The 26,498-nt window shown below is 45.5% G+C and carries 27 protein-coding genes and 1 pseudogene; 21 read left to right on the forward strand and 7 right to left on the reverse strand.

The window, feature by feature from the left end; all coding sequences use genetic code 11:
* Positions 1–24: 24 nt before the first annotated feature.
* Genes ACFVRY_RS03230 through ACFVRY_RS03240 form a run of 3 tightly spaced genes read right to left on the reverse strand, consistent with a single transcriptional unit; the run spans position 25 to position 4,818 of the window.
* Positions 25–1,851, reverse strand: coding sequence for an ABC transporter ATP-binding protein (locus ACFVRY_RS03230; RefSeq protein WP_387497236.1), 1,827 nt, complete (start codon positions 1,849–1,851; stop codon positions 25–27).
* Entirely contained in the window at positions 1,848–3,689 is a 1,842-nt protein-coding gene (locus ACFVRY_RS03235) for an ABC transporter ATP-binding protein (protein ID WP_387497238.1), read from the reverse strand. The genes ACFVRY_RS03230 and ACFVRY_RS03235 overlap by 4 nt, the downstream gene beginning before the upstream one ends.
* Before the next feature lies 1 nt (position 3,690).
* Complete coding sequence (locus ACFVRY_RS03240) at positions 3,691–4,818, reverse strand: hypothetical protein (RefSeq protein ID WP_387497240.1); 1,128 nt, start codon at positions 4,816–4,818, stop codon at positions 3,691–3,693.
* A 233-nt stretch (positions 4,819–5,051) separates the two neighbouring features.
* On the opposite strand from ACFVRY_RS03240, the gene ACFVRY_RS03245 reads away from it, so the two are divergent.
* Positions 5,052–5,447 carry a VOC family protein gene (locus ACFVRY_RS03245; RefSeq protein ID WP_387497242.1) on the forward strand — a complete coding sequence of 132 codons (396 nt, stop codon included), beginning with the start codon at positions 5,052–5,054 and terminating at the stop codon, positions 5,445–5,447.
* Between the two features lie 24 nt (positions 5,448–5,471).
* Here ACFVRY_RS03245 and ACFVRY_RS03250 read toward each other — a convergent pair.
* From ACFVRY_RS03250 to ACFVRY_RS03260, 3 genes and pseudogenes are all read right to left on the reverse strand, one after another.
* Positions 5,472–5,720 (reverse strand): annotated as a pseudogene (locus ACFVRY_RS03250) (GrpB family protein); the annotation flags it as partial.
* 193 nt (positions 5,721–5,913) lie between these two features.
* Positions 5,914–6,045, reverse strand: a complete 132-nt coding sequence (locus tag ACFVRY_RS03255) for a hypothetical protein (RefSeq protein WP_387497244.1) — start codon at positions 6,043–6,045, stop codon at positions 5,914–5,916.
* Positions 6,046–6,274: 229 nt separating this feature from the next.
* Positions 6,275–6,844 carry a hydrolase gene (locus ACFVRY_RS03260; protein ID WP_387497246.1) on the reverse strand — a complete coding sequence of 190 codons (570 nt, stop codon included), beginning with the start codon at positions 6,842–6,844 and terminating at the stop codon, positions 6,275–6,277.
* Between the two features lie 86 nt (positions 6,845–6,930).
* Here ACFVRY_RS03260 and ACFVRY_RS03265 point away from each other — a divergent pair, with 86 nt between their 5' ends.
* Positions 6,931–7,824 carry a TetR/AcrR family transcriptional regulator gene (locus ACFVRY_RS03265; RefSeq protein WP_387497248.1) on the forward strand — a complete coding sequence of 298 codons (894 nt, stop codon included), beginning with the start codon at positions 6,931–6,933 and terminating at the stop codon, positions 7,822–7,824.
* On the opposite strand, the gene ahlS is transcribed toward ACFVRY_RS03265, so the two are convergent.
* Positions 7,815–8,663, reverse strand: coding sequence for an AhlS family quorum-quenching N-acyl homoserine lactonase (gene ahlS, locus ACFVRY_RS03270; protein WP_387497250.1), 849 nt, complete (start codon positions 8,661–8,663; stop codon positions 7,815–7,817). The two genes, ACFVRY_RS03265 and ahlS, sit on opposite strands and share 10 nt — an antisense overlap.
* A gap of 171 nt (positions 8,664–8,834) precedes the next feature.
* Between ahlS and ACFVRY_RS03275 the strand changes: the two genes are divergently transcribed.
* From ACFVRY_RS03275 to ACFVRY_RS03365, 19 genes are all read left to right on the forward strand, one after another.
* A complete protein-coding gene (locus tag ACFVRY_RS03275; RefSeq protein ID WP_387497252.1) occupies positions 8,835–9,224 on the forward strand; it encodes a winged helix-turn-helix transcriptional regulator in 390 nt (129 codons plus the stop codon).
* Positions 9,225–9,363: 139 nt separating this feature from the next.
* Entirely contained in the window at positions 9,364–9,540 is a 177-nt protein-coding gene (locus tag ACFVRY_RS03280) for a hypothetical protein (RefSeq protein WP_387497254.1), read from the forward strand.
* Positions 9,531–9,974 (forward strand): DedA family protein, encoded by a 444-nt coding sequence (locus tag ACFVRY_RS03285; protein ID WP_387497256.1) that lies wholly within the window; start codon positions 9,531–9,533, stop codon positions 9,972–9,974. Before ACFVRY_RS03280 ends, ACFVRY_RS03285 begins: the two co-directional genes overlap by 10 nt.
* Positions 9,975–10,081: 107 nt before the next feature.
* Positions 10,082–11,563 carry a sensor histidine kinase gene (locus tag ACFVRY_RS03290; RefSeq protein WP_387497258.1) on the forward strand — a complete coding sequence of 494 codons (1,482 nt, stop codon included), beginning with the start codon at positions 10,082–10,084 and terminating at the stop codon, positions 11,561–11,563.
* On the forward strand, positions 11,532–12,221 hold the full coding sequence (locus ACFVRY_RS03295; protein ID WP_387497260.1) for a response regulator transcription factor: 690 nt from the start codon (positions 11,532–11,534) through the stop codon (positions 12,219–12,221). The genes ACFVRY_RS03290 and ACFVRY_RS03295 overlap by 32 nt, the downstream gene beginning before the upstream one ends.
* A gap of 174 nt (positions 12,222–12,395) precedes the next feature.
* A complete protein-coding gene (locus ACFVRY_RS03300; RefSeq protein ID WP_387497262.1) occupies positions 12,396–13,151 on the forward strand; it encodes an ABC transporter ATP-binding protein in 756 nt (251 codons plus the stop codon).
* Positions 13,126–13,875 (forward strand): ABC transporter permease, encoded by a 750-nt coding sequence (locus tag ACFVRY_RS03305; RefSeq protein ID WP_387497264.1) that lies wholly within the window; start codon positions 13,126–13,128, stop codon positions 13,873–13,875. Before ACFVRY_RS03300 ends, ACFVRY_RS03305 begins: the two co-directional genes overlap by 26 nt.
* A 59-nt stretch (positions 13,876–13,934) precedes the next feature.
* Positions 13,935–14,714, forward strand: coding sequence for a COG4705 family protein (locus ACFVRY_RS03310; protein WP_387497266.1), 780 nt, complete (start codon positions 13,935–13,937; stop codon positions 14,712–14,714).
* Between the two features lie 115 nt (positions 14,715–14,829).
* The gene (locus ACFVRY_RS03315) at positions 14,830–15,768 is read left to right on the forward strand and encodes a hypothetical protein (protein ID WP_387497268.1); all 939 of its coding nucleotides are present in this window, start codon (positions 14,830–14,832) and stop codon (positions 15,766–15,768) included.
* Between the two features lie 106 nt (positions 15,769–15,874).
* Positions 15,875–16,693 carry an undecaprenyl-diphosphate phosphatase gene (locus tag ACFVRY_RS03320; RefSeq protein ID WP_387497270.1) on the forward strand — a complete coding sequence of 273 codons (819 nt, stop codon included), beginning with the start codon at positions 15,875–15,877 and terminating at the stop codon, positions 16,691–16,693.
* A 115-nt stretch (positions 16,694–16,808) separates the two neighbouring features.
* On the forward strand, positions 16,809–17,561 hold the full coding sequence (locus ACFVRY_RS03325; RefSeq protein ID WP_387497272.1) for an ABC transporter ATP-binding protein: 753 nt from the start codon (positions 16,809–16,811) through the stop codon (positions 17,559–17,561).
* A complete protein-coding gene (locus tag ACFVRY_RS03330; protein ID WP_387497274.1) occupies positions 17,558–18,304 on the forward strand; it encodes an ABC transporter permease in 747 nt (248 codons plus the stop codon). Before ACFVRY_RS03325 ends, ACFVRY_RS03330 begins: the two co-directional genes overlap by 4 nt.
* Before the next feature lie 135 nt (positions 18,305–18,439).
* The gene (locus ACFVRY_RS03335) at positions 18,440–18,922 is read left to right on the forward strand and encodes an RrF2 family transcriptional regulator (protein WP_387497276.1); all 483 of its coding nucleotides are present in this window, start codon (positions 18,440–18,442) and stop codon (positions 18,920–18,922) included.
* 187 nt (positions 18,923–19,109) lie between these two features.
* A complete protein-coding gene (locus ACFVRY_RS03340; RefSeq protein ID WP_387497278.1) occupies positions 19,110–20,543 on the forward strand; it encodes an MDR family MFS transporter in 1,434 nt (477 codons plus the stop codon).
* Positions 20,544–20,600: 57 nt separating this feature from the next.
* Positions 20,601–21,482 (forward strand): class I SAM-dependent methyltransferase, encoded by an 882-nt coding sequence (locus ACFVRY_RS03345; protein WP_387497280.1) that lies wholly within the window; start codon positions 20,601–20,603, stop codon positions 21,480–21,482.
* Positions 21,483–21,624: 142 nt separating this feature from the next.
* The gene (locus ACFVRY_RS03350) at positions 21,625–23,268 is read left to right on the forward strand and encodes a helix-turn-helix domain-containing protein (protein ID WP_387497282.1); all 1,644 of its coding nucleotides are present in this window, start codon (positions 21,625–21,627) and stop codon (positions 23,266–23,268) included.
* A gap of 122 nt (positions 23,269–23,390) precedes the next feature.
* Positions 23,391–24,395 (forward strand): FecCD family ABC transporter permease, encoded by a 1,005-nt coding sequence (locus tag ACFVRY_RS03355; RefSeq protein WP_387497284.1) that lies wholly within the window; start codon positions 23,391–23,393, stop codon positions 24,393–24,395.
* 1 nt (position 24,396) lies between these two features.
* Positions 24,397–25,425 (forward strand): FecCD family ABC transporter permease, encoded by a 1,029-nt coding sequence (locus ACFVRY_RS03360; RefSeq protein ID WP_387497286.1) that lies wholly within the window; start codon positions 24,397–24,399, stop codon positions 25,423–25,425.
* Positions 25,426–25,457: 32 nt separating this feature from the next.
* A complete protein-coding gene (locus tag ACFVRY_RS03365; RefSeq protein ID WP_387497288.1) occupies positions 25,458–26,411 on the forward strand; it encodes an ABC transporter substrate-binding protein in 954 nt (317 codons plus the stop codon).
* The last annotated feature ends 87 nt before the right edge of the window (positions 26,412–26,498 follow it).

The raw sequence follows: 26,498 nt of genomic DNA on the forward strand, positions 1-26,498 counted from the left end.
TAACAAATCTAATTTGTTGTGATTCTAAGCGGGATATGTAGCTGTTAATTCATCTGCATGAGTGTCTTCTTGTTCTGAAGCTTGAAATTGAATGTTGTATAACTGTGCGTAAAGACCATTTCTTTCTAATAAAGAATCATGTGTGCCTTCCTCAACAATAGTACCTTGATCTAAGACAATAATTCTAGACGCTTCTCGCACGGTTGAGAGTCTGTGCGCAATCACTAGTGTTGTGCGATCCTTCATTAACAAATCAAGAGATTCCTGAACCATTCGCTCGGACTCGTTATCGAGAGCGGAGGTAGCTTCATCCAGAAGAAGAAGTGGAGCATTACGAAGGAAAGCTCTGGCTATGGCTATACGTTGTCTTTGTCCACCGGATAAAGTCGATCCATGTTCACCTAGCAAAGTGTCATAGCCATTAGGCAGCTTCGATATAAATTCCTCTGCACCTGCGAGGCGGGCGGCTTGCTCTATTTCTTCATCCGTTGCTGTACTAGAGCTATAAGCGATATTATCCCGTATAGTCCCTGAGAACAAATAAGGAGATTGTGGGACATAGGTGATCATTGCCCGGGCTTCTTCAAGCTGATCAGGAATAGATCTTCCATAAACAGAGATGTTGCCTGCACTGGGCTCATAAAGTCCACAGCATAATCGAACGAACGTCGTTTTCCCCGACCCGCTTGGTCCCACAACAGCGACGGTTTCACCATGCTGGATGTGGATATTAACACCAGTAAAAAGCGGGGATTCATTATCCTCTATAGATGAATGGTTGTAATGGACATCCTCTATATGTAGTGCAGCCACTTCATCAGAAATTACAGGTAATACGCCCGGTTCTGGTGAAGCATGATCGTTTCCTTCATCAGGCGAATCTAATATAGCGAATACGCGGTCTGATGCACCTAAGGCTTCCTGTACACTGCCCCATGTTTGGGACATATGGACAAATGGCCATTGAACCCTTCCCATCAGAATAATAAAGGCGAGTACTTCACCTGCAGTTGTCCCACCTTTTAGAGCAGATAAAGCTATTAAAGCCGCACAGGTTATCATAATGATATTGTTGATAAAAGCAGAAGATTGCCATAGGAGTCCATTAAGAAGGGATCTTCTCAGCTGCATTCTTCTTAGCTTCTCACGTTCTAACGCATATTTGTCTAAGAGAATTTCTTCTAGTGAGAAAGCTCTCACGACTGCCATGCCCTGCAGTGTTTCTTGTAGAATCCCACGTAATTCCGCCTCTTTAGCATATATTTCAGTAGATAATTTACGTAGCCTGCGATCAAAGAAGCGACCAGAAAGAAATACAAGGGGTCCCGATCCGAGAGCAAGCAGGGCGAGCCAGACATCCGTTTTGGCCAAGTATAGAAAGGAAATAAAACATAAAAGAAGGTTATATCCTAAATCATATACAATGCTGTTAATCATACCAATGGCTATACTTGCATCCTGATTATTACGTGAAGTCAAATCACCGGAATGCATAGATTGTACTTGCTGAAAAGGTATTCGGTTGCTCTTGCCAAATAGCTTACCGCGGATATTCCATGCCATCCGACTCTGTATGACAAAGCGGAAGTAATGCTGTAGCATGAGACAGAAAATGATAATCACACAGGCAATGGCACAAATAACGGTTATCCGCGTAAGCGCATCCATGTTAGAGCCGTTGATCGTATCAATAAATACTTGCTGCACAGCTGCAATTCCTACGTCCATTACTAGCCTGGCGGAGAGGAGGAGTAAAGCAACAATAAATCCAATGCGATAAGGCCAAGCATAAGACATCAATCGACGCAGCACATATCCTAGTTTAAGATCCTTGGATTCATTTATATTCATTGTGCTTCCTCCATGACTGCAGCAGAAATATCATTCTTTTTAAATGTTGTCTCAACCATGGTATAATACTTTCCTTTCAAATCCATTAGCTCCAGATGGGTGCCCTCTTCGACGATAGAGCCCGCTTCCATGTAATAAATATGATCTGCATTTCTGATGGTAGAGAGTCTGTGAGCAACAACAACCGTTGTTCGATCATGCATGAGTTCTTGCAGGGCATGCCCGACAATTTCTTCATTGTGGCTATCGAGCGCTGCAGTGGGTTCATCAAGAAGTAGAAGCTTAGGCTTTCGCACAAACGCCCTGGCAATAGATAGTCGCTGTCTTTCGCCTCCAGATAAAGTAAGCCCCCGTTCACCGATAAAAGTCTCATATTGATGAGGGGTTGTCATAATGAATTCATGAATACCTGCGTGTTGTGCGGCTGAAATGATGTCTTCAACAGTAGCATCAGGTCGTCCCCACGCAATATTCTCATAGAGTGTTCCGGAGAATAGATAGGATTCCTGAGATACATAAGCCAAATGGCTACGCCAGGATCGAGGTGGTATGCTGCTTAACAGCAGATTACCAGAGTGAATTGTACCTTCATTAGGCTCATATGATGACAGTATTAATTGTAGAAGGGTACTTTTTCCGCTACCGCTAGGGCCGGCAAGTGCGGTTACCTTACCAGGTTGAATCGTTAGATTGACGCCTGTTAATACTTGATCATTACCATAACCAAAACCGACGTTGTTAAAAGAAATGGGATATAATCCGCTAACCGCCTGATTGCTGTTGGTCGAAGTTCCCAAATGAAGATCTTTGTCATGGGAATCACTGCGTACACCTTCTTCTTGTAAATCTAGGACCTCAAATAACCGCTTACCTTGCGCCAAAGAGCCTTGTAACTCAGTCCATAGATTCGCAAGCTTCGACACTGGATTCGCAATTTGCTCGAAGCATACAAGAAAGGCTGCCACGGCGCCCACATCCAAACGCCCCTGAATAACTAGATATCCACCATAGGAGAGAACATAGAGCAATCCACCAAGAATAACGGCAAGAGGCATATTATAAGCTACAGCTTCTAAGCGTGACACCGGTAAATGAATATTCAAATATTTCATAACCCGCTCGGTGAATTGCTGCTGAAGCTTGGGCGCAAGGGAGAAGGTACGAACAACCTCTGCACCCTGTACCGTATCCTGTATAAACATTTGTTGAGTAGTTTCAATGTGCTGTCTTTGCTCATGCATAGAACGTAGACGAGAAGTAAAGGGAAGCATCACAAGAGGTACCAATGAGCAAATCAATAACATCCCCAAGGTTAAGGCATATTGGAGTGAGAGTAGATAGGTCAGAAGAAATGTAATTTGCATCAGATTACTGAAGAGATCAATCGTCTTCTGATTGATACCTTGCTGGGCAGCAGTCGCAGAATCGTTAATACGACTGATGAGATCACCAGAATGATAACGGTCTAAATCTTTCATTCGAACATTTAATAATCTGGACAGAACAGATACCTGAAGCTTGGAGGTAGATTTGAACTCAAGTACACCTGATAAGTAAGTTTTAAAAAAGTTAGCCGAAGCCTCCACAATAACGATTACTAGGGCAATAATTGCGCCGGACATTAAACTAGACATGTCTTTATTCGTAGCAGCATTGATCATACGCCGTAAAGATTCAGCTATCCCAACTGCTGCAAGAGAAACGATTGCTGCTAAGATACACAATATGAGATACCAACCTAAATAGGGTTTTCCAAGTTTTAGTAAACGCATAAATGTATTCGAAATGACTCGTGATTTCTTTTTAGACTCCGCTTGAGCAATCATAGATTCATTCAAATTAAACCCTCCCTGGTTCCTCGTCCAGCATGACCTTCGTGGTGACAGCCAGCAGTTCTCGCAATTTATCCACTTGAAGATGATAATATAATCGATGATCCTCTCTTTTGATCTGGATGAGGTCTAAGAAGAATAAGAAGTTGGCATGATAAGTTACCCCAGCGGGAGTGATGCCAAGTGCTGTTGCAATTTCTTGCCCATAGTGCGGGCGTTTCCGTAATAGCAATAAGAAGTCTAAACGTCTTTTATCTGAGAATGCCTTTAAGAATAACTCCGTTTTCTCCCGATCAGCAGCAGGGCCAAATACAAGAGCATTATGTACCCCGAAGATTACCGTTCCCACACGCTCAGCTTCTGAAGTGTTAAAAAAGAGACAGTGGTTGCCAACTTGAGAGATGAAGCTAACATGAAAATTAGTTTGGACGTCATATAAAGCAGGTTCATTTTTGTTAACCTCACGAATAAACCTTTCAGGATTATCCAGGAACATTTCTTCATACCGCCGGGAGGCTTCTTGAGATGCCTTTCTTAGTGAATCTTTCCAAAGCGAAAATACATCCCGATAGAACTGGTTGAAGAGCTGCATATAACGTTGCTTCGTGTCCTCAGGATAAGCGAGACATTCGAGTAATGGACCATGGGCATTAATAACCTCTTGATGCGGTTTGGTTCTAGTTACAAGTTCAGTCATGAAGTGAATATCTTTTTTTACGACTTCCCAATCGTTTCCTTCGAGAAATTCTTCTAATTTATCGTAATATACGCCATATACCATTTCTGCGACTACCTTTTCAGCAGGGCTTTTCTCTAGACGAGCTATCCAGACTTCAGCCGTTAGTGGTTCTGCACAAGTACAGATGGACTCATAGAAGGCAAAATCCAGTGCTTTATGAAAAAAGTTATATTGAAAGAAAAACTGGAGTTCCCGGTTTGCATGGGGTGATAGAAGGGTACGTGCTTCTTCCTGATAGGATAATGCGAGTGGATCCATTTCAAGTTTAAGATCCTCTGCTGATGTGAGTAGCTGCTCTTCATTAGCGATCATTCCCATGAAAACAATTAACTCTAAAGCCTCGTTGTAAGCAAATTTAATATTCTTTAGTAAGGTATTCTTTATCGTACCTTCCATCGTAACCTCCAACTTTGAATAAAATAGAATTTAAATGTTGTATCTGATTGATAAATATTCAATGAATACTTAATGTTAAAATAAACCATATCCTATTTTTTGTAAAGCTAAATATTTATTTCGTGATTTGACGGTGTAATTCAATTCGAACAATTTGAGGAACTGAAAACGCTTGTATGGTAAACTATGGATAATTGAATCTCTGTTGGAGCGAAAATGGAGGAGGGAATGATATGGAAGTTGGAAAAATATTGGGTATCGCCTACAATGTGATTCCTGTTAAGGATCTGGAGAAATCGGCGGCATGGTTTGTCAAGCATTTTGGATTTAATATTAGACATCAAAGAGAAGATTATTTAAGTTTATTTAGAGATAACCGACCAATTTTAGATTTAATTCAAAGTGATAATGATTCACGAGCGGTCATTGAAATAAAACAGAAGAAAAGGTGGATCATTACATTCTTCACTAATGACATTGTATCTTTACATGACTATTTGAAATCAGAAGAAGTTAAGGTAGGAGATATTAGTGATGAGGGGGAATACGGGAAATTTTTTGTGCTTGAAGATTTGGATGGTAATTTATTTGATGTATGGCAACATCATGATTGTGAGCTGGTTTACTAGATCTTTTTCATGTAAAAATACTGCAATGCCCCATTCACCTGCAACGTCATATCCGAGTGCGAACATCTTATCGTTATATACATCAACTTTTTCAATGTCCCTTACAATACATATCATGTCGATAACAGGTTTAGCTTTTAAGCCCGGAACGGATGTACTTCCAAAATGTTCAAAGCGTATTATTTCATCTCCAAATATTCTTTTTAAAAATTTGGCTTCATCTTGAAATTGTCTAACCCAATTTTCATTATAATTAGTTAATCTTACTTTCATAGAATGCCCTCCTAAAGAGTCTTGATTTTAGCGTGGTAGAACGTCGAAAGGTAAATGGATTTCCCGCTTGAAAAAAGGAGCAGTTCAGAAACTAATAAATAGTTCTGGACTGCTCTTCTTATGTGTTTGAAGTGTCGCCCCGGTTCACTTCTTCTTGGTGTTTTATTAATTTTAAAAAACCATTCCAAAAAGACTATTCCGCAGTAATAAATCTTCTGCCAAGCCACCACATTCCACTGCTAATTACTAAGAAGTATAAAGGCATCGCCAGCAATGAACCATTATGGAAGAGGCTCATTCCCCAGGTTGTCAGACTTACCAGCAAGTAGTAGCCCTCCTACAAGCTTATACTCCGTTATGACAACAAGAATATGAGCCTAGCTAGGGAAAGGGGGGCATCATGATGGCGAGACGACTATAAATCATCATATCTTGGAATGACCTTTCGTTCGTGATTGGTTTAATGATAAGTAGGAGGGTTTGTAAATCATTGTTAATGCTCGGCCTAAGTTAACATGTTCAATATAGCAAGTCAAACATCTTAATCTATATTACTACGAGCCCATGCTATCTATAATTTCTTTAGTTGTCCGTGTTCGGCCTATACGGGGGAAAATGTAATCTCGAACATGGTTATGTTCAGCTTCACTGAATCCCGTCATTGCGTCCTCCGCGAAGATGAGCTTGTAGCCATGCATAAACGCTTCGCGTGCGGTCGTATCAACACCTAGTCCGGTAGCAATTCCGCACAGAACAATGGTATCAATCCCCCTTCGGCGTAATTGAAGATCAAGATCTGTTCCATAGAAAGCGCCCCACTGCTTCTTGGTGACAATATGATCGTTTTCCGTCACACCCAGCTCTGGTAGTAGTTCATCCCAACCTTCGGATAAATTCATTGGAGGGGGGCTTTGATCCAATATCGGACGAGGAAGGTCCTTCATATCCTTGCTGGATACATGCACGAGAACGACAAAGGATTGTTGCTGACGAAATGCCTGGGCCAACGAGGCAGCGTTAGTCACGACTTGCTGGGAAGTATAAGGAGCATACTGGTTACCCAGCCACTGTTGAAGATCAATGACAACCAATGCTGCTGTTGCGGGGTTAAATAAAGAATTCATATCTTATCCACTCCTCGATCAATTATTGACTTGGTGTTCGTAATTATGTACTATGGGTCAAGAGAAGTCAAGAAGGGGTGTTATATATGGCGGTAACCAAGCAGGAGGTCTTGCGTTCGGCTTGCAGGTTATTTAAGGAAAGAGGCTTTCTGGCTACATCCATACAGGATATTGCCGACGATTGCCAAATCGCTAAAGGTTCAGTATACAAGTATTTCTCTTCCAAAGAGGACCTATTCAGTGAAGTGTTTGACTTATGCCAGAATGATTATTTTGATAGGGTAGAGAATTTACAATCAAGACGAGAGCTCCCGGCTAGAGAAAAGCTTCTTCAGCAAATCGTTTTGCGATTTAGATATTTTATCGAATATAAACGCATCCTTGTAGATTTCACTGAGTTGCCCATCCAGCAAGACCCTACATTTGCTCCGCTTCGGGAACGGGTTCGGGGCCGGCTGATGATGTTACATCGAGATTGTCTGCTGCCTGTTTACGGTGAGCCAATAACACCTTTTCTAACGGATCTGGTATTTATTTATAAAGCGATTCTTAAAGAATATTTGTACTGGTTGATTGATGGATTTGAAGTTGCATCTATTGAAGAGACCGCCCAGTTTATTGTGCAAAAAGTAGACGTGCTTGCGGATTCCATGCTGAGTACCCAAGCAGCACCATTAATGCCGTCTTCTATGCTTCAATCTCATCTTCATTGGGGATTCCCGGGGCAAGAAGACAATAGGCAAGAGGCCATCCAAGACCTGATTGCACAGATCGGGGTCCTCATTAAGAAGATACCCGCTGGAAATACGACTCGAAAGGAACTGCAGGAGTTGCTGCATTTATTTGGCGAAGAAATGAGCAAGGCCGAGCCTTCCGTAGCTTTAGGAGTGGCCATCTTAACCTATTTAGAGAAAGAGAATGAAATTAAGAGTCGGGCGGTGCAGCTGAAGAATATGATTCAAGGAACCTTTTATTCGTAATAACCCTCAGTTGATTTACGGAGCTGCTTGAATTGATTGCCATCATGTCCAAACCACACTTGTGAATTCGTTCGAGCAGCCAGTGTGCGGATCTTTTCTACTGTATCCCGATAACCAAGCAGATCATAAATAATGCCTGGCGGGCGGACGGGTGGACCGTAGCTTTCCGCTGAATAGATTGCATCCGAAGCGAGAATAATTCCTCCTGTCTCTGGTAGTTCTATATGCAAGCCAATCATGCCCCAAGCATGTCCGCTGCCAAAGTTAAGAATCTTAATGCCTTCAGCCAACTCCAGATTATCTTCTTGGCGTTTGATGGTTTTCCACTGCAGGTGATTTTTGATCCAGGCATCAATGTCGTCCCAGACATAAGCACCGTCTTTGATATTACGGGCATAGCTCTGCAGTGCACCATTCAGCTCATCCTCGTGCACGATAATCGTCGCGTTGGTGAACATCTCCAGACATCCCGCATGATCCAAATGCAAATGAGAAGCAATAACGTACCGAATGTCTTCGGGTCGTACATTCAGCTGTTCCAGCCGGTTATGCAGATAACATTCTTCACTGGCGGCCCATGGAGAGGACAATTGGGTGGATTCAGCCCAGCGCCCTTCAGGGCCCATCGAATTGGGATTACAGGCAGTATCGAACAAAATCTTTCCCTCAGGATGGTCGATCAACACGGTATAGATCGGAAATTCAACGAATTGCGTTGCCGCATTAGGAGTGTTAATCGTAGCCGGATTATGCATGGCAATGATCCAGTTCTTGTCCATACTCATTACTCCGTTATCCATTACATACAGTTTGGGCCGTGGTTTAATTATATTTGACATACTCATTTCCTCCTGATAAAGAGTTATTTTCATTCCATTGCACACTCCACTCGTAACAGTTACGGTAGTGTGGCGGCAGCTATAGACATACCTTAATCTAAAATCTAAACTTACATAAGGAGGCACTTTAAAGTGCCCAGGTTACTTACAAGTTCATAAGGGGGAAAAGGTATGGCATCTTCCAATAGAAAAAAACAACCCGACTTTACGCTGGCAGGCTGTGGCTATAGCAGAGTCCTCGATATTATTTCTAACAAATGGACGGCGCTCGTCATTTATGCATTGGAGAACGGCCAGATCAGATATGGGGAAATTTCCAGAAAAGTTGATGGAGTCTCCAAAAAAATGCTGACACAAACACTGCGAAAGCTGGAGCGCGATGGAATAGTCAAGCGCCATATCACACCCGTAGTGCCTCCAATCGTGGACTATTCGCTAACGGCATTAGGTGAAACCTTACTTGAACCAATGAAAGAACTAAGGCAGTGGGGCAGAACGAATTATTCAGATGTCGAAGAGGCAAGGGCCCACTATGATCGGACATTACCAGAGCGAGGCTAAGCAAGTTAAGAGCCTCTTTTTGGCGATGCGAGGGTTCTGTATGATTTAATAATTCCTTAAGAATTGTTTCATAACCAGTTTATACTTGGGCATTACATTGGTTTAGACGAATTCTTGAATTGAAACGGAGTGAATATTCGTGCACCAATTATTATCCTGGATATCTGAAACAGCCCTGCATCTGGTAAACTCAATGGGAGTATGGGGGATATGGATAGGCATGATCCTGGAGAGCGCCTGCATTCCGATTCCAAGCGAGGTAATTATGCTTAGCGGTGGCTGGTTGCTCAAGGCTCACTTTCATTTGTGGACGTAGCTGTAGCCGGAATCATCGGGAATCTCTTGGGTTCAATCCTTGCATATTATGTGGGCCGAGCCGGGGGGCGGCGCCTGCTCCAGAAGTATGGCAAATATATTTTGCTGAATGAGCATCATCTGGAGCAAGCGGAACGCTGGTTCCAGCGTTTTGGAGAGAGCACTGTATTCTTCACCCGCATGCTGCCCTTTGTCCGTACCTTTATCTCTTTACCGGCAGGGATTGCAGGCATGAAGACCTGGAAGTTTGCAGTGTTTACCCTGCTCGGCTGTATTCCCTGGAATTTGGCTCTGCTGTATTTGGGATATCGTTTGGGAGGAAACTGGAGTATTGTGGAGCAGTATTTACGTCCGGTTAGTTATGCTATTTGCGGCGTGGTGGTGCTGCTTCTCGTGTGGTGGTTGCTGCGCAGAAGAAAGGATCGAACAGTCTGACTTTAGAGCAACGGAGGTTGTACTTTTAGATCTCATGTGAAATGACGTATGATAAGTGCATCCTGAAACAAATAGAGGTAGGGTGATTGGCCGAGATGTCCATTCGAATGAAATTTCTGCTGTCGTACGCGGCAATGCTGGTGGTACCGCTGCTTCTGATTCTGATAACAGCTATACTGCTAACTATCGTCTATCATGGGGATGTGCAAAGCCTTGAAAGTGCCTATGGGAGTAAATTTGAAAGTATGGAAGAGAGCGATACCCGCGATCTGATCAAACACACCTTCATGCAGAATAAAGAATTACTGACAGACCCTGTTTTTTTGAATGATTTATCCGCAGATATGCTCAAGAAGAACACTTCTATTTATATTCGTACAGACCATAAAGCATTGTATGCCTCAGACGATCTCCTCCTAAAGAAAGGGTTGATTGACAGCCTTCCGGATTTCAAACAAGCCGGAACTCATAATGAGTCCTTTAGGGAGAAATATAACAATGACTGGTATCAGATTGCGCAGTTTGATTTATTATCCAAGGATGCAGAGCCGGTAAGTATTTTTTTGGTAAGTAAAATCGACCCTTTGGTTCAATTCGTGCGAACATTTTTCCCGATTCTGTTTCTGTCCACTGTGGTTGTTCTCTTGCTGACACATACCTTGCTGACAACCTACATGTCGAGACGAATTATCCGTCCCTTGCTTGAACTGCGTAAAGCAGCGCGAATGGTGACCGATGGTGAACTTGATTTCAAGGTGGAGATTAGCGGTAAGGATGAACTAGGACAGCTGGGCATGGCTTTTGAAGAGATGAGGTCTAGGCTTCAGGAGTCTATTCAAGTCCAGCAGCAATATGAGAACAACCGCAAAGAATTGATTACGAATATTTCCCATGATTTAAAAACACCGATTACTGCTATAAAAGGCTATGTGGACGGGATTTTGGAAGGCATAGCGGACTCACCCGAAAAGACTGAAAAGTACATGCGCACCATCGCGGCTAAAGCCGGTGAAATGGATCATCTGATTGATGAATTATTTTTGTACTCCAAGCTGGATATGCAGAAGCTGCCGTTTTCCTTTGAATCCGTACCGATTCTTCCTTTTCTAAATGACTGGGCGGACGAGCTGAAGGTGGAGCTGGAAAAACAGAAGGTAGATTTGCAAATTGATATGGACGGCGGGGAAGCAGCTAAGGTTGCTGTAGACCGTGATTCGTTTAGACGTGTGCTCGGCAACATCATTCAGAACAGTCTGAAGTATATGGATAAGCCGAACAAGAAAATCACCGTCAGCACCCGGATAGAAAATCACGCCCTTACACTGGCTATTGGAGACAATGGTCCTGGTGTTCCTTCGGAGGCTGCTGAGCATATATTCGAACGGTTTTACCGTGCGGAGCAGTCCAGAAATACGAAAACAGGCGGAAGTGGTCTTGGTCTTGCCATTGCTAAGCAGATCATAGTTGAGCATGGGGGGACCATTTATGCGGACAGCCAGGAAGGTGAAGGAATGGTGATTCGAATTGTGTTACCGATAGAAGAGGAGGCGCTGGTCCATGCAGAGAACGATACTGATCGTAGAAGATGAGCCTTCCATTGCTGAGCTTCAGCGGGATTATTTGGAGATGAACGGATATCGAACGGAGATCGCTGTTGATGGAGAACAGGGGCTGGAGCTAAGTCTTAGCGGCAAATTTGAATTAATCGTCCTGGATGTGATGCTGCCTAAGCTGAATGGCTTTGAGGTGTGCAAAAAAATCCGTGACGTCCTGGATATTCCTATCCTAATGGTCACTGCACGACGGGAGGATATAGATATTGTGCGCGGGCTTGGGCTTGGCGCGGATGACTATATGACCAAGCCCTTCAAGCCTGCCGAACTGGTCGCCAGAGTAAAAGCCCATTTGTCACGTTATGACCGTCTGAAGGGGAGTGGACCATCCACGACAGAGCTTGAAATCAGGGGGCTACGATTGAATCCCGACTCCCGCCGAGCTTTTGTCAGAGATGAGGAGGTCACGCTGACGACCAAGGAATTTGACCTGCTTTATTTTCTGGCGCAACATCCCAATCATGTATTTAGCAAGGATCAGCTCTTCGATCGGTTATGGGGCATCGACTCGCTTGGTGATACGCAGACGGTGACCGTGCATATCCGCAAGCTGCGGGAGAAAATCGAAGAGGATTCCGCCAATCCAGTGTATATTGAGACGTTATGGGGAGCGGGCTATCGGTTCCGTCCCTAATATAAATTTGGCAAGCCAAAGCTAATCTGCGGATGATGCTTTGGCTTTTTTTGTTATCAGGGGAGTTAATAATTATTTAAGAGTCTGTTCACAGCCATTTTAGATTTACCCTGTAGTCTAAGGTTGCGGGAAAGCTTACGGGAACTAGACATTATAGCTAAGGGGGGAGTAGACATGGAGGATATAGCGAAGCTAACAGAAGTAAGCAAGGAATTCCGAAACGGCAGAGGCATTAGCGGTGTGAATCTGTCGCTGCAAAAAGGAGATATCTACGGATTGCTCGGACCTAATGGTGCCGGCAAAACGACTCTTCTAAAAATGCTGACCGGACTCATTTCTCCAAGCTTCGGAAGTATTTCGTTGTTCGGACAAGATTTGGAGCATTCCTTCGCATCAGGTATGCGGAAGGTGGGCTGCATGATTGAATCCGCTGATTTCTACGATTACATCACTGCGGTTCAATATTTGAAGCTGAATGCCAGCTTTTATCCGAATATCCGGGCGCAACGGATTGATGAGGTCCTTGAGGCGGTGGGTCTAGCGGCATTTGGCAAAGAAAAAATAAGACACTTCTCCACCGGTATGAAACAAAAGCTTGCCATGGCCTCGTCGATTGTGCACTCCCCCGAACTAGTCATTTGGGATGAGCCGACGAATGGTCTGGATATTGAAGGGGTTGTTCACTTCCGCGCGCTGGTACAACAACTATCTGCTGAACAGGGAATTACCTTCCTGATTTCCAGTCACATGATTCATGAATTGGAGCAGCTCTGCAACAGAGTAGGGATCTTGAATCAAGGCGTTCTGATTCGTGAAGGCAGCGTACAGGAATTGCTAAGGGAGAACATCTCTCTGGAGCAATATTACATCGCCGAACTTCAGAATGGAAAGGAGCTGATGAACGATGGACGGCTTGACAGCAGGACTTAAAAACGAGCTACAGCTCATGATCTATCGCAAAAAGACAATCTTCTTCTTCGCAATATCCGTATTCATTCCGTTGCTGCTGATTGCACTATTTCATTCGCTGCAGCCTGTTCTGGGACTGTTTACAGTCAGTCCAACCTATCCAGTCCAGATGCTGGAGATCTATACAATCTTCTTGATTCCGCTGTTTCTGTTTCTGGAGATTGCTGATTTATTTCCGCAGGAAGTCTCCTCCAGGACTTTGAAACTAGCCCTGCTGCGGCCCATTACAAGATTAGGTGCTTATACAGCCAAGTTTCTTGCGTTGGGGGTAGCCATCGGGGTATTGCTGCTTCTTCTCGGAACTGTGAGCACCCTGTGTAATCTAATATTTGGAACCCCGGGCACAGGAAGCATAGACGCTTTCGGATTACTAAAAGCTTACGTAGCAGCGTTTCTGTCCATGTGGTCCCTTGCAGCATTGTTTGTATGCGTGGCCCAATTTTTCCGGAGTGCTGGCGGATTTCTTGTGTTCTCAATTTTAATATACGTGGGAACCAAAGCCGTTCCTTACTTTCTACAAGGTTTCTCCTCATTCTCCATAACTTCATATACAGGCTGGTATTCCTTATGGCTCGGTCATTCCATCTCAGTTGCCAAATTGGCAACGGGTTCGGTGTTTGTGTTATCCAGCCTGGTTATGTTTTTGGCCCTAGGCTACATCTTCTTCGAGAGGAAGGAGGTCTAGCCTGGAATTTTGGTGGTAAGCAAATCATTCATGCTGTTATATGGAAGGGGAATGGGTCAATGAATAGCACAAGCACTTTAGCAGAGAGAGAGCAGCAATTATGGAACAAGGTTCCGCAGGTCACGATCTTTTTCTGGTTGATTAAGATCATGGCTACGACTGTGGGAGAAACCGCCGCAGATTATCTCAATTTCAATTTGAATTGGGGATTAACGATCACCACTCTGGCAATAACGGGTCTGTTGATTGTCGCGCTGTTTTTTCAAATGTCGGCTAATAGATATATTCCTTCGTTGTATTGGCTGGCAGTCGTACTGATCAGCGTTGTAGGAACACTAATTACAGACAACCTCGTTGACAATCTCGGGGTTCCGCTGGAATCAACAACGCTGTACTTTTCACTGGCCCTGCTGGTGACCTTCATGGCTTGGTACGCAAGCGAGAAGACATTGTCGATCCATTCCATTACCACAAGAAAGCGGGAAGCGTTCTATTGGCTAGCAATTCTCTTCACTTTTGCACTAGGAACGGCAGCCGGAGATCTTGTCGCTGAAAGTCTGAACCTCGGGTACCTGGTCTCTGCAGTGATTTTTGCCGCTATCATTGGATTGATCACCTTGGCCCACTTCCGCCTGAAGCTAAATGCTGTTGTGGCGTTTTGGATGGCGTATATCCTGACCCGCCCTATGGGCGCGTCACTGGGAGATTACTTGTCCCAGCCCCGTAGTGAAGGCGGCCTTGAGCTAGGGACGACTGGCACCAGCATTATTTTTATCGTCATTATCCTAGGCTTGGTTCTATATTTGACCAAAAGCAAGAAAGATCAGATCTCCTTGTAATCTCTTTTATTTCATGAATTAAGATTTATTTAATAGTCTCTTCACGATGAGTTTAGGATTATCACTTAGGCTTAGCATTGTGCAAGATAAACTAGCAATGAAGGGAAGGAAGAACATGAAGAAGAAATGGCTTTTAACCGGAAGTGCAGTAGGAATTAGTGGTGCGCTGATGTTGGCCACTGGCTTTACGGCGTTTGCGGGAACCTCGGGGTATGAAGATTACAAGGCTGCGCTGAAGAATACAGGGCAGAATCTACACAGCGTGACTGTTCAAGCAGATGCTGTTCTTAAGGATAACGGGTCCCTGCTTAGTGGGGCACAAAGCACATTGAAGGCTGACCTGAAGAATGAAGCGGTGAGTGGAACCGTTAAGATTAGCGGAAAAGCAGGTTCTCAGAACCTCAATCTTTATAGTCAGCCTGAAGGACAAGTCTGGAAAAGTGATGCCTCCGACACCTACTATGTGAAGCAAGACAAAGCAGAGAAGGATGATCAGGAACAGGGCAAAGAGACCAAGGATGGGGCTTGGTTCAACAGTCAGGAAGAGACGGTCATTGATGCATTGATTGGTAACTTGAAGAATGAAATCACATCTACCACGGCAAGCGACGGGTCCAAGAATATCTCCCTGCAGTTGGATAGTGCGCAAATTCCGGCGGTTGTTCAAGCGCTCGCACCAGTTGCTTTCAAGCATTTGTCGGATCAATCACAGCGGAGTGACCTGAAAGACAGTGGAGCGAAAGCGCAGCAGAACGATCCGGAAAATCTGTTCAAGCATAGCCTGTTTAACGCTAAAGATATTGCGTTGACTGAGGGTGTGCAAATTCAAAACATCCATCTGAACGCAGTGGTCAATCCGGCTAATGAAATTCAGCGCCAGCAATTTGACATTACATTTACCGGTAAGGATGCCCAAGGTGTGTCGCATACTTTGACTGCAAGTGTGGACGTTCAATTGTCTGCTTTGAACACAACAACTCTTGATAGCATTGACTTGAGTGGGAAAAAGGTGCAGCAAGTGCAGGATCATCATGAAGGCAGACATAACGACTAAACGTAGCTAAGAATAGTATCTGCACGAAACTAAAGACGGATAAGAGCCTTGAGTTCTTATCCGTTCTTTTTAAAAGTCACGATAACGATGGGGAGCGCACGATATTATGCATGATTACATTACGGCAATTATTCAAGGCATTGTGGAGGGAGTTACCGAATTCCTGCCGGTATCCTCCACAGGTCATCTTATTCTAAGCGGAGAGCTACTGCAATTCACTGGAGAGAAAGCCGATACGTTCGAGATCGTTATTCAGTTGGGGGCCATACTCGCTGTAGCCATCCTTTACTGGCGGCGGATTCTCGGCTTGCTGGGTCTGGTAAAGGTTAAATCCGAGTCGGGGAATTCATATGGAGGGCAGAAATTGAATCTGCTCCATGTGATCCTCGCCTGCTTGCCGGCAATGGTACTTGGTCTCGTTCTTCATGCTGTGATCAAAACGTATTTGTTCTCTCCCTATACGGTACTTGCAGGGCTGGTGCTGGGAGGAATTTTTATGCTGTACGGACAGAAGAAACAGACTTCGATCACGGCAGGAAATATAGATCAGCTATCCTATAAGCAAGCTTTCACGATTGGTTTATTTCAATGTTTGGCGTTATGGCCTGGCTTTTCTCGTTCCGGGGCGACGATTGCAGGGGGCCTGCTGACAGGTGCTAGCTACAAAGCGGCTACGAACTTTTCTTTCCTCATCGCGATCCCGATGATGGTTGCCGCAAGCGGCTATGAGTTACTGAAGAGCTATCAATCGCTCACGGCTGCTGACGCCAGCTTTTTCATCACTGGATTTCTTGTCTCATTTGTTGTGGCCCTGTTAGCGGTCATTACCTTCTTGAAGCTGCTCGAGCGGCTGAAGCTTGCACCCTTTGCCTATTACCGGTTTGGTCTCGCAGCAGTGTTCGCAATCTATCTGCTGGTTCGTTAATCTCACAGAGGACAACTTTAGCTTGATTTAAATGCGTTTAAATCCGTATCATATATAGAGAGAGGTTATAAAATGAGCGAAGAGTAATTCAGTCCTTCGTTTTGGAGGAATCGACTTGGGTGCAATTTTTCAAATTCGTAACTTGGCCAAATTGAATTGGTCGACAGATGCTAATGTTCGGAGTAAGTATTTATTCTCACAGATCTTTGCGGAGATTTCCGAGCCGACAAGGATTGCAATGATTGGTGCTTCGGGTCAGGGGAAAAGCACGCTGCTGCGAATTTTGGCGTTACTGGACACACCGGATGAAGGGGATCTGCTGGTCAACGGTAAGTCTTTTCAACATATTCATGCCCGGCAATGGCGGATGGCTGTAACCTATGTGGCCCAGCAAGCGGTCATGCTTCCGGGGAGTATAGAGGATAATTTGCGTACGGTAAGCAGGCTGCATGGGCGGCCTTACGATGAGTCCCTTGCCACAGAACTGCTGAAACAGCTTGGACTTGATTATCTGGATCTTGCTAAAGTGGCGAAGGATTGTTCAGGCGGAGAGAAGCAGCGGATTTCCCTGATTCGTTCGTTATTACTCCGGCCTGAGATTCTTTTGTTGGATGAGATCACAGCTTCATTGGATATCAATAGCACACAGAAGGTGGAGGCGCTGCTGCTGGATTGGCACAAGCAAGAAGGCACGACTTTCATCTGGGTTACTCATGATCTGGAGCAAGCTCGCAGAATTAGTAACCGAACATGGATGATGGATAAGGGCGGACTGCAGGAATACAGCAGTGACACCTTTTTTAATGAACCTGTCGCGGATTTGGCCAGAAGATTTGTTGGACCTACGGAAGGAAGCCTGCAACTATGACATTAAAAGCACTAAGCTTTACACTTCTTTTTGTGATGGGCACCATGATGGTCTCGATCTGGCAAAAGCTAGGCCTGGAAAAGGACATTGCTGTTGGAACTGTACGGTCGGCGGTTCAGCTTCTAATCGTTGGTTATGTCCTACAGTTTATTTTTAATGCCGATCACATCATATACATAATTCTGATTATTCTCTTTATGATTGTTGTTGCTTCTTGGAATGCTGCCAAGCGGGGAAAGGGCTTGCCGGGACTCTTCTGGAGGATTGCGTTGGCGATTTCGGCCTCAGAGGTGCTGATGATGGGGATACTTCTCGGTCTGCATATTATTAAGGCTACCCCGCAATATATTATTCCGATCAGCGGAATGACGATTGGGAGCGCTATGGTTGTCTCCGGACTGTTCATTAATCATATCAAGCAGGAGGTTCAGTCGAATAAGGGAGAGATCGAGACACTGTTATCTCTTGGCGCAACCGCCCAGCAGGCGATGCAGAAGGTCCGGGCAAGCTCTGTGAAATTCAGTATGATTCCAACGATTGACGGAATGAAGACGGTAGGTCTTGTACAACTGCCCGGGATGATGACCGGAATGATTATTGCTGGAGCCGATCCCATCATTGCTGTTCGCTATCAGATTTTAATTGTATTTTCCTTTACTGCCTCCGCTGCGATTACCAGTATGCTGCTCAGTGTGCTGATCTATCGGCTTTTCTTCACGGCTGGTCTGCAACTGAAGCGTTAGGGGGCTATATCCTGATGCGCCGCCACTGGAAACGAAGTTCTGAACAAGAATGTCATTGCATTATTGAGTCGAATCGTTTATCATGGACAACGAAGGTCTATAATAATGATAATCATGAGAAGGGAGGAGGAAAACTTGCAGTTTTCCAAAAGTACAGATTATGCCCTACACGCCTTGGTTCATCTGGGACACAGGGAGCGTTGCAACAACGTAGGGATCAAGGAATTATCCGGGGCACTTGGAGTTTCCGAAAGCTATTTATCCAAAATCATGTCCAAGCTGAGACAGGATGGAATCGTGCGTGCTGTGCCAGGAGTGAACGGCGGTTACGAGCTTGCCCGGCCAGCGGTACAGATTACGTTTCTTGATGTGATTCAAGTGATTGAAGGAAGACAGCAGCTATTCGAATGTTCGAATTCGAGTTCGCAGCAGCACCAGTTGTTAGCGGAAGAAGGGGCTGTGCAGAGAGAGCAGAAGCATCCGGGTAAAGAATGTTTGGTTGAAAAAGTTATGAACGGCGCGGAACAACAGCTGCACCAATATTTGCGGGAACATACGATTCAGTCCGTATTGGATGAGGCGTTCAAGCGTTGCAGTCACGAGGTAAACAAGAAGTGATGAACTTCTTGTGTTTTAATTATGGATAATATAGATCTACATAATAGAGGTTAAGAGGGATTTTTATATTCCAATTACGGATATTATAGATCCATATAAAATAGATTGTTGTATGGCTGATCTTTAGGCGTATATGCTGCGCGTCCATCATTAATAAACTAAATACAGAAACTTGGAGGAGAAACTAATGCTAGACATACAAAATATTAAGCGTGGTCCAATCATGCTAGCACTGATCGTCGGTATGTTCGTTGCCGCTTTGAACGAAACACTAATGGGCAATGCCCTCCCTGAACTAATGAAATCTTTCGGTGTATCCGCGACGACGGTCCAGTGGCTTTCTGCTGCTTATTTGCTCATCGTTGGCGTGCTTGTTCCAGTGACAGCGGTATTGCAACAATGGTTCACCACCCGGCAAATGTTTCTGTCGGCGATGAGTCTGTTCTTCGTCGGTACACTCGTCTCGGCGGTGTCACCGGGATTCAGTGTGCTGCTGATCGGGCGGATTATTCAGGCGATAGGAACCGGCTTGCTGCTGCCGCTTACAATGAACGTAATTATGACTATTTATCCGCCGGAAAAACGGGGGGCCGCAATGGGGATGTTAGGGCTCGTCGTCATGTTCGCACCGGCCATCGGTCCGACCATTTCAGGTTTGATTGTTGATGGGCTTTCATGGCGCTGGCTGTTCTACCTTGTACTGCCGTTTGCGCTACTCTCGATTATTGTGGGCATTGCTGTCCTGAAAAACGTATCAGAAGTCACAAAACCACGAGTTGACCTCTTATCCATCGTGCTGTCAACGATTGGCTTCGGCGGAATTGTCTATGGGTTCAGCAAGGCTGGTGAACTCGGCTGGTCGGTGCCGGAGGTGATTTGGACAATTGCGGCGGGAGGTGTCGCCTTGGCGTTGTTCGTTTGGCGGCAATTGCTGCTTAAGGAGCCTATTATGGATTTACGGGCGTTCCGATATCCTATGTTTGCGCTTGTCGCGGTGCTGCTGTTCGTGCTTTTGATGACATTCTTCTCTTCGGCGATCATGCTTCCAATGTTTATGCAGGGCGTGCTGATGATGACGGCATTCAAATCTGGCTTGATCCTGCTTCCCGGGGGAGTTGTGAACGGGATCATGGCTCCAGTCTCAGGCAAGCTGTTTGACAAGTTCGGACCTCGTGTTCTGGTCATCCCCGGACTGGTCATTGCCGCCGCCTCGCTATGGCTGTTCACCCGATTTGATGAAACGACGACCACCGGTTTTCTCGTCGCTGTGCACATCGCGCTGATGGTTGGCGTCGCACTAGTCATGATGCCCGCACAGACAGCTGGACTCAACCAGTTGCCACGCCATCTGCACCCGCACGGGACGGCGATCTTGAATACGCTGCAGCAGATATCCGGCGCAATCGGTACTGCCCTATATTTCAGTATTATGTCAGGTGGACAGAAACAGTACTTAAGCGGAGCGAGCGATCCGAGTTCTCCAGCAGAAATGACCAAAGGGCTGTTAGCTGGTATCAATAACGCGTTCTGGATCGGCGTCTTCATCGCGCTTCTTGCTTTAGTACTCGGTCTTTTCCTTCGTAAAGAGAAGTCGCCGGAGAATGAACAGGCAGCAGCTTGAGAGTGGCCGTCACTTCAGGAAAATCCAAAAACCATAATGAAAGAGTGAGGAACGAGCATGAATAATTTCTTTGATGCAGCTAACTGGGAAAAAGCGTGGAAAGACGATTCTGTCCTAAAGAAGATGAGAGGGGCGGGAGTCGATCCTACCCGATCTTTTGACCATAAGGCCAAGACTTTCAACGAACAATCATTTAGTGAAGAAGGGAGAAAACGAACCAAACGGATCATGAACTGGATCGAGGGGCAAGGAGTTCAATTCGAAAATGCCTCTGTTCTGGATATTGGCGCCGCATCAGGAGTATTCTCAGTGCCGTTTGCCGAGCGAGGAGCTCGTGTAACTGCTGTAGAAACCTCTCCCCCACAGGTCGAATTGTTGAAAGAAAATATCTCGAAGTTCGCCGAAAACCAGGTGCAGATTGTATCCGAACCTTTTGAAGATATTGATGTGCAGAGCAAAGGCTGGGAGGAGGCCTTCGATCTCGTTTTTGTCTCGATGTGCCCGGTGATTCACAATTGGGATAGCGTGAAAAAGATACTTCATTGCGCGCGGAAATTCTGTTATATCAGTATGCCGGTAAGTCCTCCAGAGCATAGCCTGGTGAATGAAATCTGGCCGCTTGTCACGGGTCAGCCTTTCCATACGAAACATATGGAGATGGGATACTTACTGCATCTGCTGTATCTAAAAGGTTATGCATACGAATCACTCATCACTCGGGAAACGAAAACGACAGAGGTCACCAGGGAAGCGGCGTTGGAGGAAACGCTGACTTGGCTTCGTAATCATCGTCTGCCTGTAGATGAACGGAATCGGAACATCATCGCTGATTATTTGGAGCAAGCCTATCCGTCCGGTAAAGTAGTTATTCATGAGGGAGGACGTTTCGGGAAAGTACTGATTCGATTACAGGATCAGAACATGTATACGAAACTATAAAATTAGACAGGTTCCGAAGATGCTAGACAGAGAACTAAACATTAATTATAATTGATACTGATTATCATTATCTTATTTGATGCTATTACACAAACACTGCCCAGTCGGGCGGTGTTTTTTTCTAGCGAGAAGGGAGCAGGCTATGCTAACACCGCTCAAGGCAAATCAATTTCTTAAAGGTGTGCTCTATGAAATCGTGGAGGCACGCCAAGATTCTTCAGTACCGGCCTGGGCGAAGGGCGACCCTTTGGCTCATCATATCCTTTTATACATCGCACGCGGTAAAGGGCACCTATACGTCGATGGTCAGCAGCACCAGTTGGAACGAAACTCTCTGCACTTGTACCGGCCGGAAACCCGGTTGCAGCTTACGGCCAGCAATGCAGGGGAAGAGCTGCAATTCTACTGGATTGCTTTTGATATCTATCGATTAATGGAAAAGGTATTAAGCCGTAGAGAATATATTCGGGAGCTTGAATTCCCGCTTCAAGGCCAGATCTCAGTTGGCAGCAGTCAGTTTAAGAGACTCTTCTATCTTATGGTTGCGGAAGGTAAGCTTGTGAATGACCGAAATCCGTTTATAAGTCAACAATATCTGCACGATATGCTGGACGGAATATTACGGTATGCTGAACCTCAAGCTCCTAATGATATAGACATCCGGCTGAAGCTGACGCTCGATTATTTGCAGAATCATTACCGTGAGGATATTCGGATTGACAAGCTGGCAGAGATGGCGGAGCTGCATCCGTCTTATTACTCTCAAGTATTCAAACAGGCCATGGATAAATCCCCGGTGGTGTTCCTTACGCATCTTCGGATGAATAAAGCCAAAGAAATGCTGCTTCAATCGGACAAGACCATTCGGGATATCGCTGCGGATGTCGGTTATAAGGATGAGTTCTATTTCAGTAGACGATTCAAAGAATCCAGCGGCTATTCTCCAAGGATTTTCACGAAGAACAAGGATAAAAAAATCATTTCGCTCTCATCGCCTTATACAGATCATTTATTTACACTCGGCCTAATCCCTAGTGCAGCTCAATTACATCGTCACATCCCCTTAATTACCAAAGGTCTCACACTTCCGGAGCATGCCAGAGATCCATGGGGAATTAGCCGGGAAGTTTTTCTGTCGGAGCAGCCGGATCTGATCTTGTGTAAGGATAATGTACTGTCCAAAGCCCGGGAACACATTAATGATGTCGCCCCGATTATCTCCATTCCATGGGTAAGCCAGGATGTGTACGCTCATCTAATGACCATCGCGGAGTTGGTGAATAGGAAGGATGAGGCTGTGCGGTGGCTGCATAATCATGAACAGAAGGCTGATAAAATCCGCAAATTGCTTCGATCTACCGTTGGTAAGGGCACCGTAGCGATATGTGTCTGTCGTGAGTCTGAGCTGCGTATGTATGGGGCAAGGAATATTGGACATGTCTTCTACCGCTCGTTGCAGCTCGCTCCTCCTGAGAAAATGCAGAAAGAGATGGAGAGACATCCGATCGGTACAGTACATAACTGGACTGCGATAACTCCTGATGAGCTGGGGGAGTATGAGTCTGACTTTCTATTTTTTGCGGTGGAGACAGAAGGGGATAGACGCCGGGTTCTGGAATTGCAGAAAAACAATCCTGTCTGGAGGCGGCATGCCGCGGTCAGAAGTAGACGGGTCTATTTTATCGACTGGGAGAAGTGGATGATCTACGCTCCTTTCGTCATTAACCAGCAGTTGGAGGAAGCCGCTTCATTGCTAACCCGATCTGCAAGCCTTGCAGAAATCTAAAAAAAGTCCATGTTCCAATCTTGGATATTGGCATGTACCTATCCTGTAAGTTAGATATAATTAGAAAATGATAATGATTCTCATGATCATTAGATGAGGGGGAGCTTTCGAAGCGCAGTCCTATGAGATTAAATCGAAGAATCTGTACGTATTTATGGTTTATCACCGCGATAGCAGGGTTATTGCTGACGATCTTTCTAGCGATTTCCTTTGGCGCCAAAGGAATGACACTGGGCACCGTATGGTTGGCTGTCTTTCAATATGATCCTTCGATAACCAACCATCAAATTGTGCATGAATTGCGGCTTCCCCGGGTCCTTGGAGCGGCTGTAACGGGAATGGCTTTTGCCGTGGCAGGTGCAATAATGCAGGGTGTGACACGTAATCCGCTGGCAGATAGCGGCATTCTCGGTGTCAACGCAGGCTCCGCCTTTGCGGTATGTCTTTGTTTTGCTTTTATGCCGGGACTCTCCTATTGGGGACTCATTATCTTTTCATTCGTGGGTGCAGCTTTGACGACTTCATTTATCGTGCTGCTGGGTTCCTCAACCCGGGGCGGACTGACTTCCTTAAGGCTAACCATTGCTGGGGCCGTCGTTGCTGCGATCCTTCATTCACTAAGCACAGGCGTCGCGATTTATTTCGAATTGAGTCAGGATCTAGCCTTTTGGTATGCGGGAGGCGTGGCGGGAGTGAATTGGGAGCATTTGCGGATTCTGACACCGATTGTCTTGATTACGATCCTATGGGCGATTATTATGGGGCGGCCAATTACCTTTATGTCGCTCGGAGACGAAACCGCCGCTAATCTCGGAATACATACGAACAGAATCCGTATCCTGGGGCTGATTGCAGCCGTAATTCTAGCCGGTTCATCCGTGGCTGTAGCTGGTTCTATAAGCTTCGTGGGCTTGGTTGTGCCGCATATTGCCCGTCGTGCACTGGGAGTGGATTATCGTCTGCTGATTCCATTCTCTGCTCTACTCGGAGGGATATTACTGGTCTGGGCTGACTTTGCTTCACGAATGGTCAATCCGCCGCAAGAGTTCGCCATTGGTGCAATGGTAGCGATGGTTGGGGTCCCGTTCTTCCTTTACCTGGCTCGTAGAGAAAGGAGAGACCTCTAACATGAAACCCAGTATGGCATCAGTAGAGGTACAAAGGAACAGACGCGCGCTTATAGTCAGCAGTATCCTGCTTCTGCTTGCTGTAACCGTAATTATGATTAGTCTCAATACCGGAACGATTTCCTTACCCCCGCTGACGGTGTGGAAGACACTATTAGGCTATGGAAGCAGCGAAGAACAGATTATTTTATTTGACTACCGTATGCCGCGGATTATCATCACGATGTTGGCTGGAATCGGCCTCGGGATCGCTGGTGCGGCATTTCAGGGAACGACACGGAATACACTTGCCGATCCAGGCATTCTCGGAATTAATACCGGGGCTGCGCTGGGGCTTATCATCTTTGTTTCTTTTTTTCGGACCATGGAAGGTCCTGTGACCCTTCTGATTCCGCTATTTACCTTTGTTGGGGGAACGGTGAGTGCACTAATTATCTTCCTATTCGCGTATGACCGCCACAGGGGCTTGATGCCGATTCGCTTAATCTTGGTTGGGATTGCCGTAGCCGCCGGGATTAGTGCCGTTACCCTTTTACTATCTTTGAAGCTGGATGAGAAGACCTATGCCTTCACGGCACGCTGGTTAGCGGGAAGTGTATGGGGAAGAGATTGGATACATGTAGGTGCGCTTTTGCCATGGATTGTTGTACTTGTACCGTTAATCTATAGTCGTTCTAAAGCGCTGGATCTCTTCGTGCTGGGCGACGAGACCGCTTATAGTGTAGGTAGTCATGTTAATCGAGAACGGCTATCTCTGTTGGGCATGGCTGTTGCACTCTCTTGCGCTAGTGTATCGGTTGCCGGCGGGATCGGATTTATCGGTCTGGTCGCTCCCCATATTGCGAGGCGCCTGGCTGGACCGCAGCACCGTTATTTTCTACCGGTAGCTGCGCTAATCGGTCTGGTTATTCTGGTCACAGCAGATACGATCGGCCGATCCATCTTTCGCCCCAATGCCATTCCGGCAGGTGTGGTGGTTGCTGCAATCGGAGGCCCTTATTTTCTGTATTTATTGTTCAAGACAAAATAATAGATTGAATGTTCTGGAGGAAATGAATCAACATGAAAAAACTCACCTTAGCTATAATCTCAATGATGCTGCTCGCAATATTGGCTGCCTGCGGGAAGTCTAACGAATCGGTAAATTCAACACCAACAAATTCTGAAGCCACTTCGGATTCAACGCAATCGGAATCTACTTCACCGACCCATAGTGCGGACGCTAAAATCGCCTCCATGTCCATTCATATCACCAACAACCTGTTGGCACTGGGTATTACTCCTGCTGGCTCTGTAATCGGCGGTGATTTGAAGGATTTCCTGCCGCATGTGGCTGATCGACTGGAAGGTGTGACCAAACTCGGGGTAGTGACAGATCCGGACATGGAAGCAGTGCTCGGGTTAAAGCCGGATGTAATCTATATTGATAAAGTCTATTCCGGCGAGGATTTGCCCAAGTTCGAGAAAATCGCTCCAACGCTAACCATTGATATGGATAGCGGAACCTGGCGCGATCATCTCACGCGGATTGCTGAGCATGTCGGACGCGAGAAGGAAGCCCAGGATTTCATTCAGGATTACGATACCAAGGCCGAGCGGGTCAGAGGATTAATTAAGGAGCAGCTGGGTGAGAACGCGAAGGTTATGGCTATCCGAATGACGGCGAAAGAGCTTCGTGTAATGGGGACAAAACGCCCGCTGGGACCAATCATGTTCGAGGATTTGAAGCTGAATATGGCTAATGGAGTAGAGAAAATTCCCGCGAGCGATCCATACCAGGTGATCTCCAAGGAAGTACTGCCGGACTTTGATGCGGATGCGATCTTTGTGATCATTAGTAAAGGCAATGAGGCGAAGAGCAATTTTGAAGAGCTGGAGAAGAATCCAGTCTGGAAAAATCTAAAAGCAGTCAAAAACAATCATGTTTACATGCTGGACGGTCAAAAGTGGCTGGATTATTCCTCCATTGGCCAAAGCATGGCATTAGACGATGCCGAGCAGCTGTTTCAAAAATAATTTTTGAAAACGAAAAGAAGAGACTGTCCTTTCATTTCATTGAAGGGGCAGTCTCTTTTGCATTGAGGAAGGTATAATTGAGAAAAA

Origin of the sequence: Paenibacillus sp. NPDC057934, assembly GCF_042887565.1 — a bacterium.
GTDB lineage: Bacteria > Bacillota > Bacilli > Paenibacillales > Paenibacillaceae > Paenibacillus_AQ.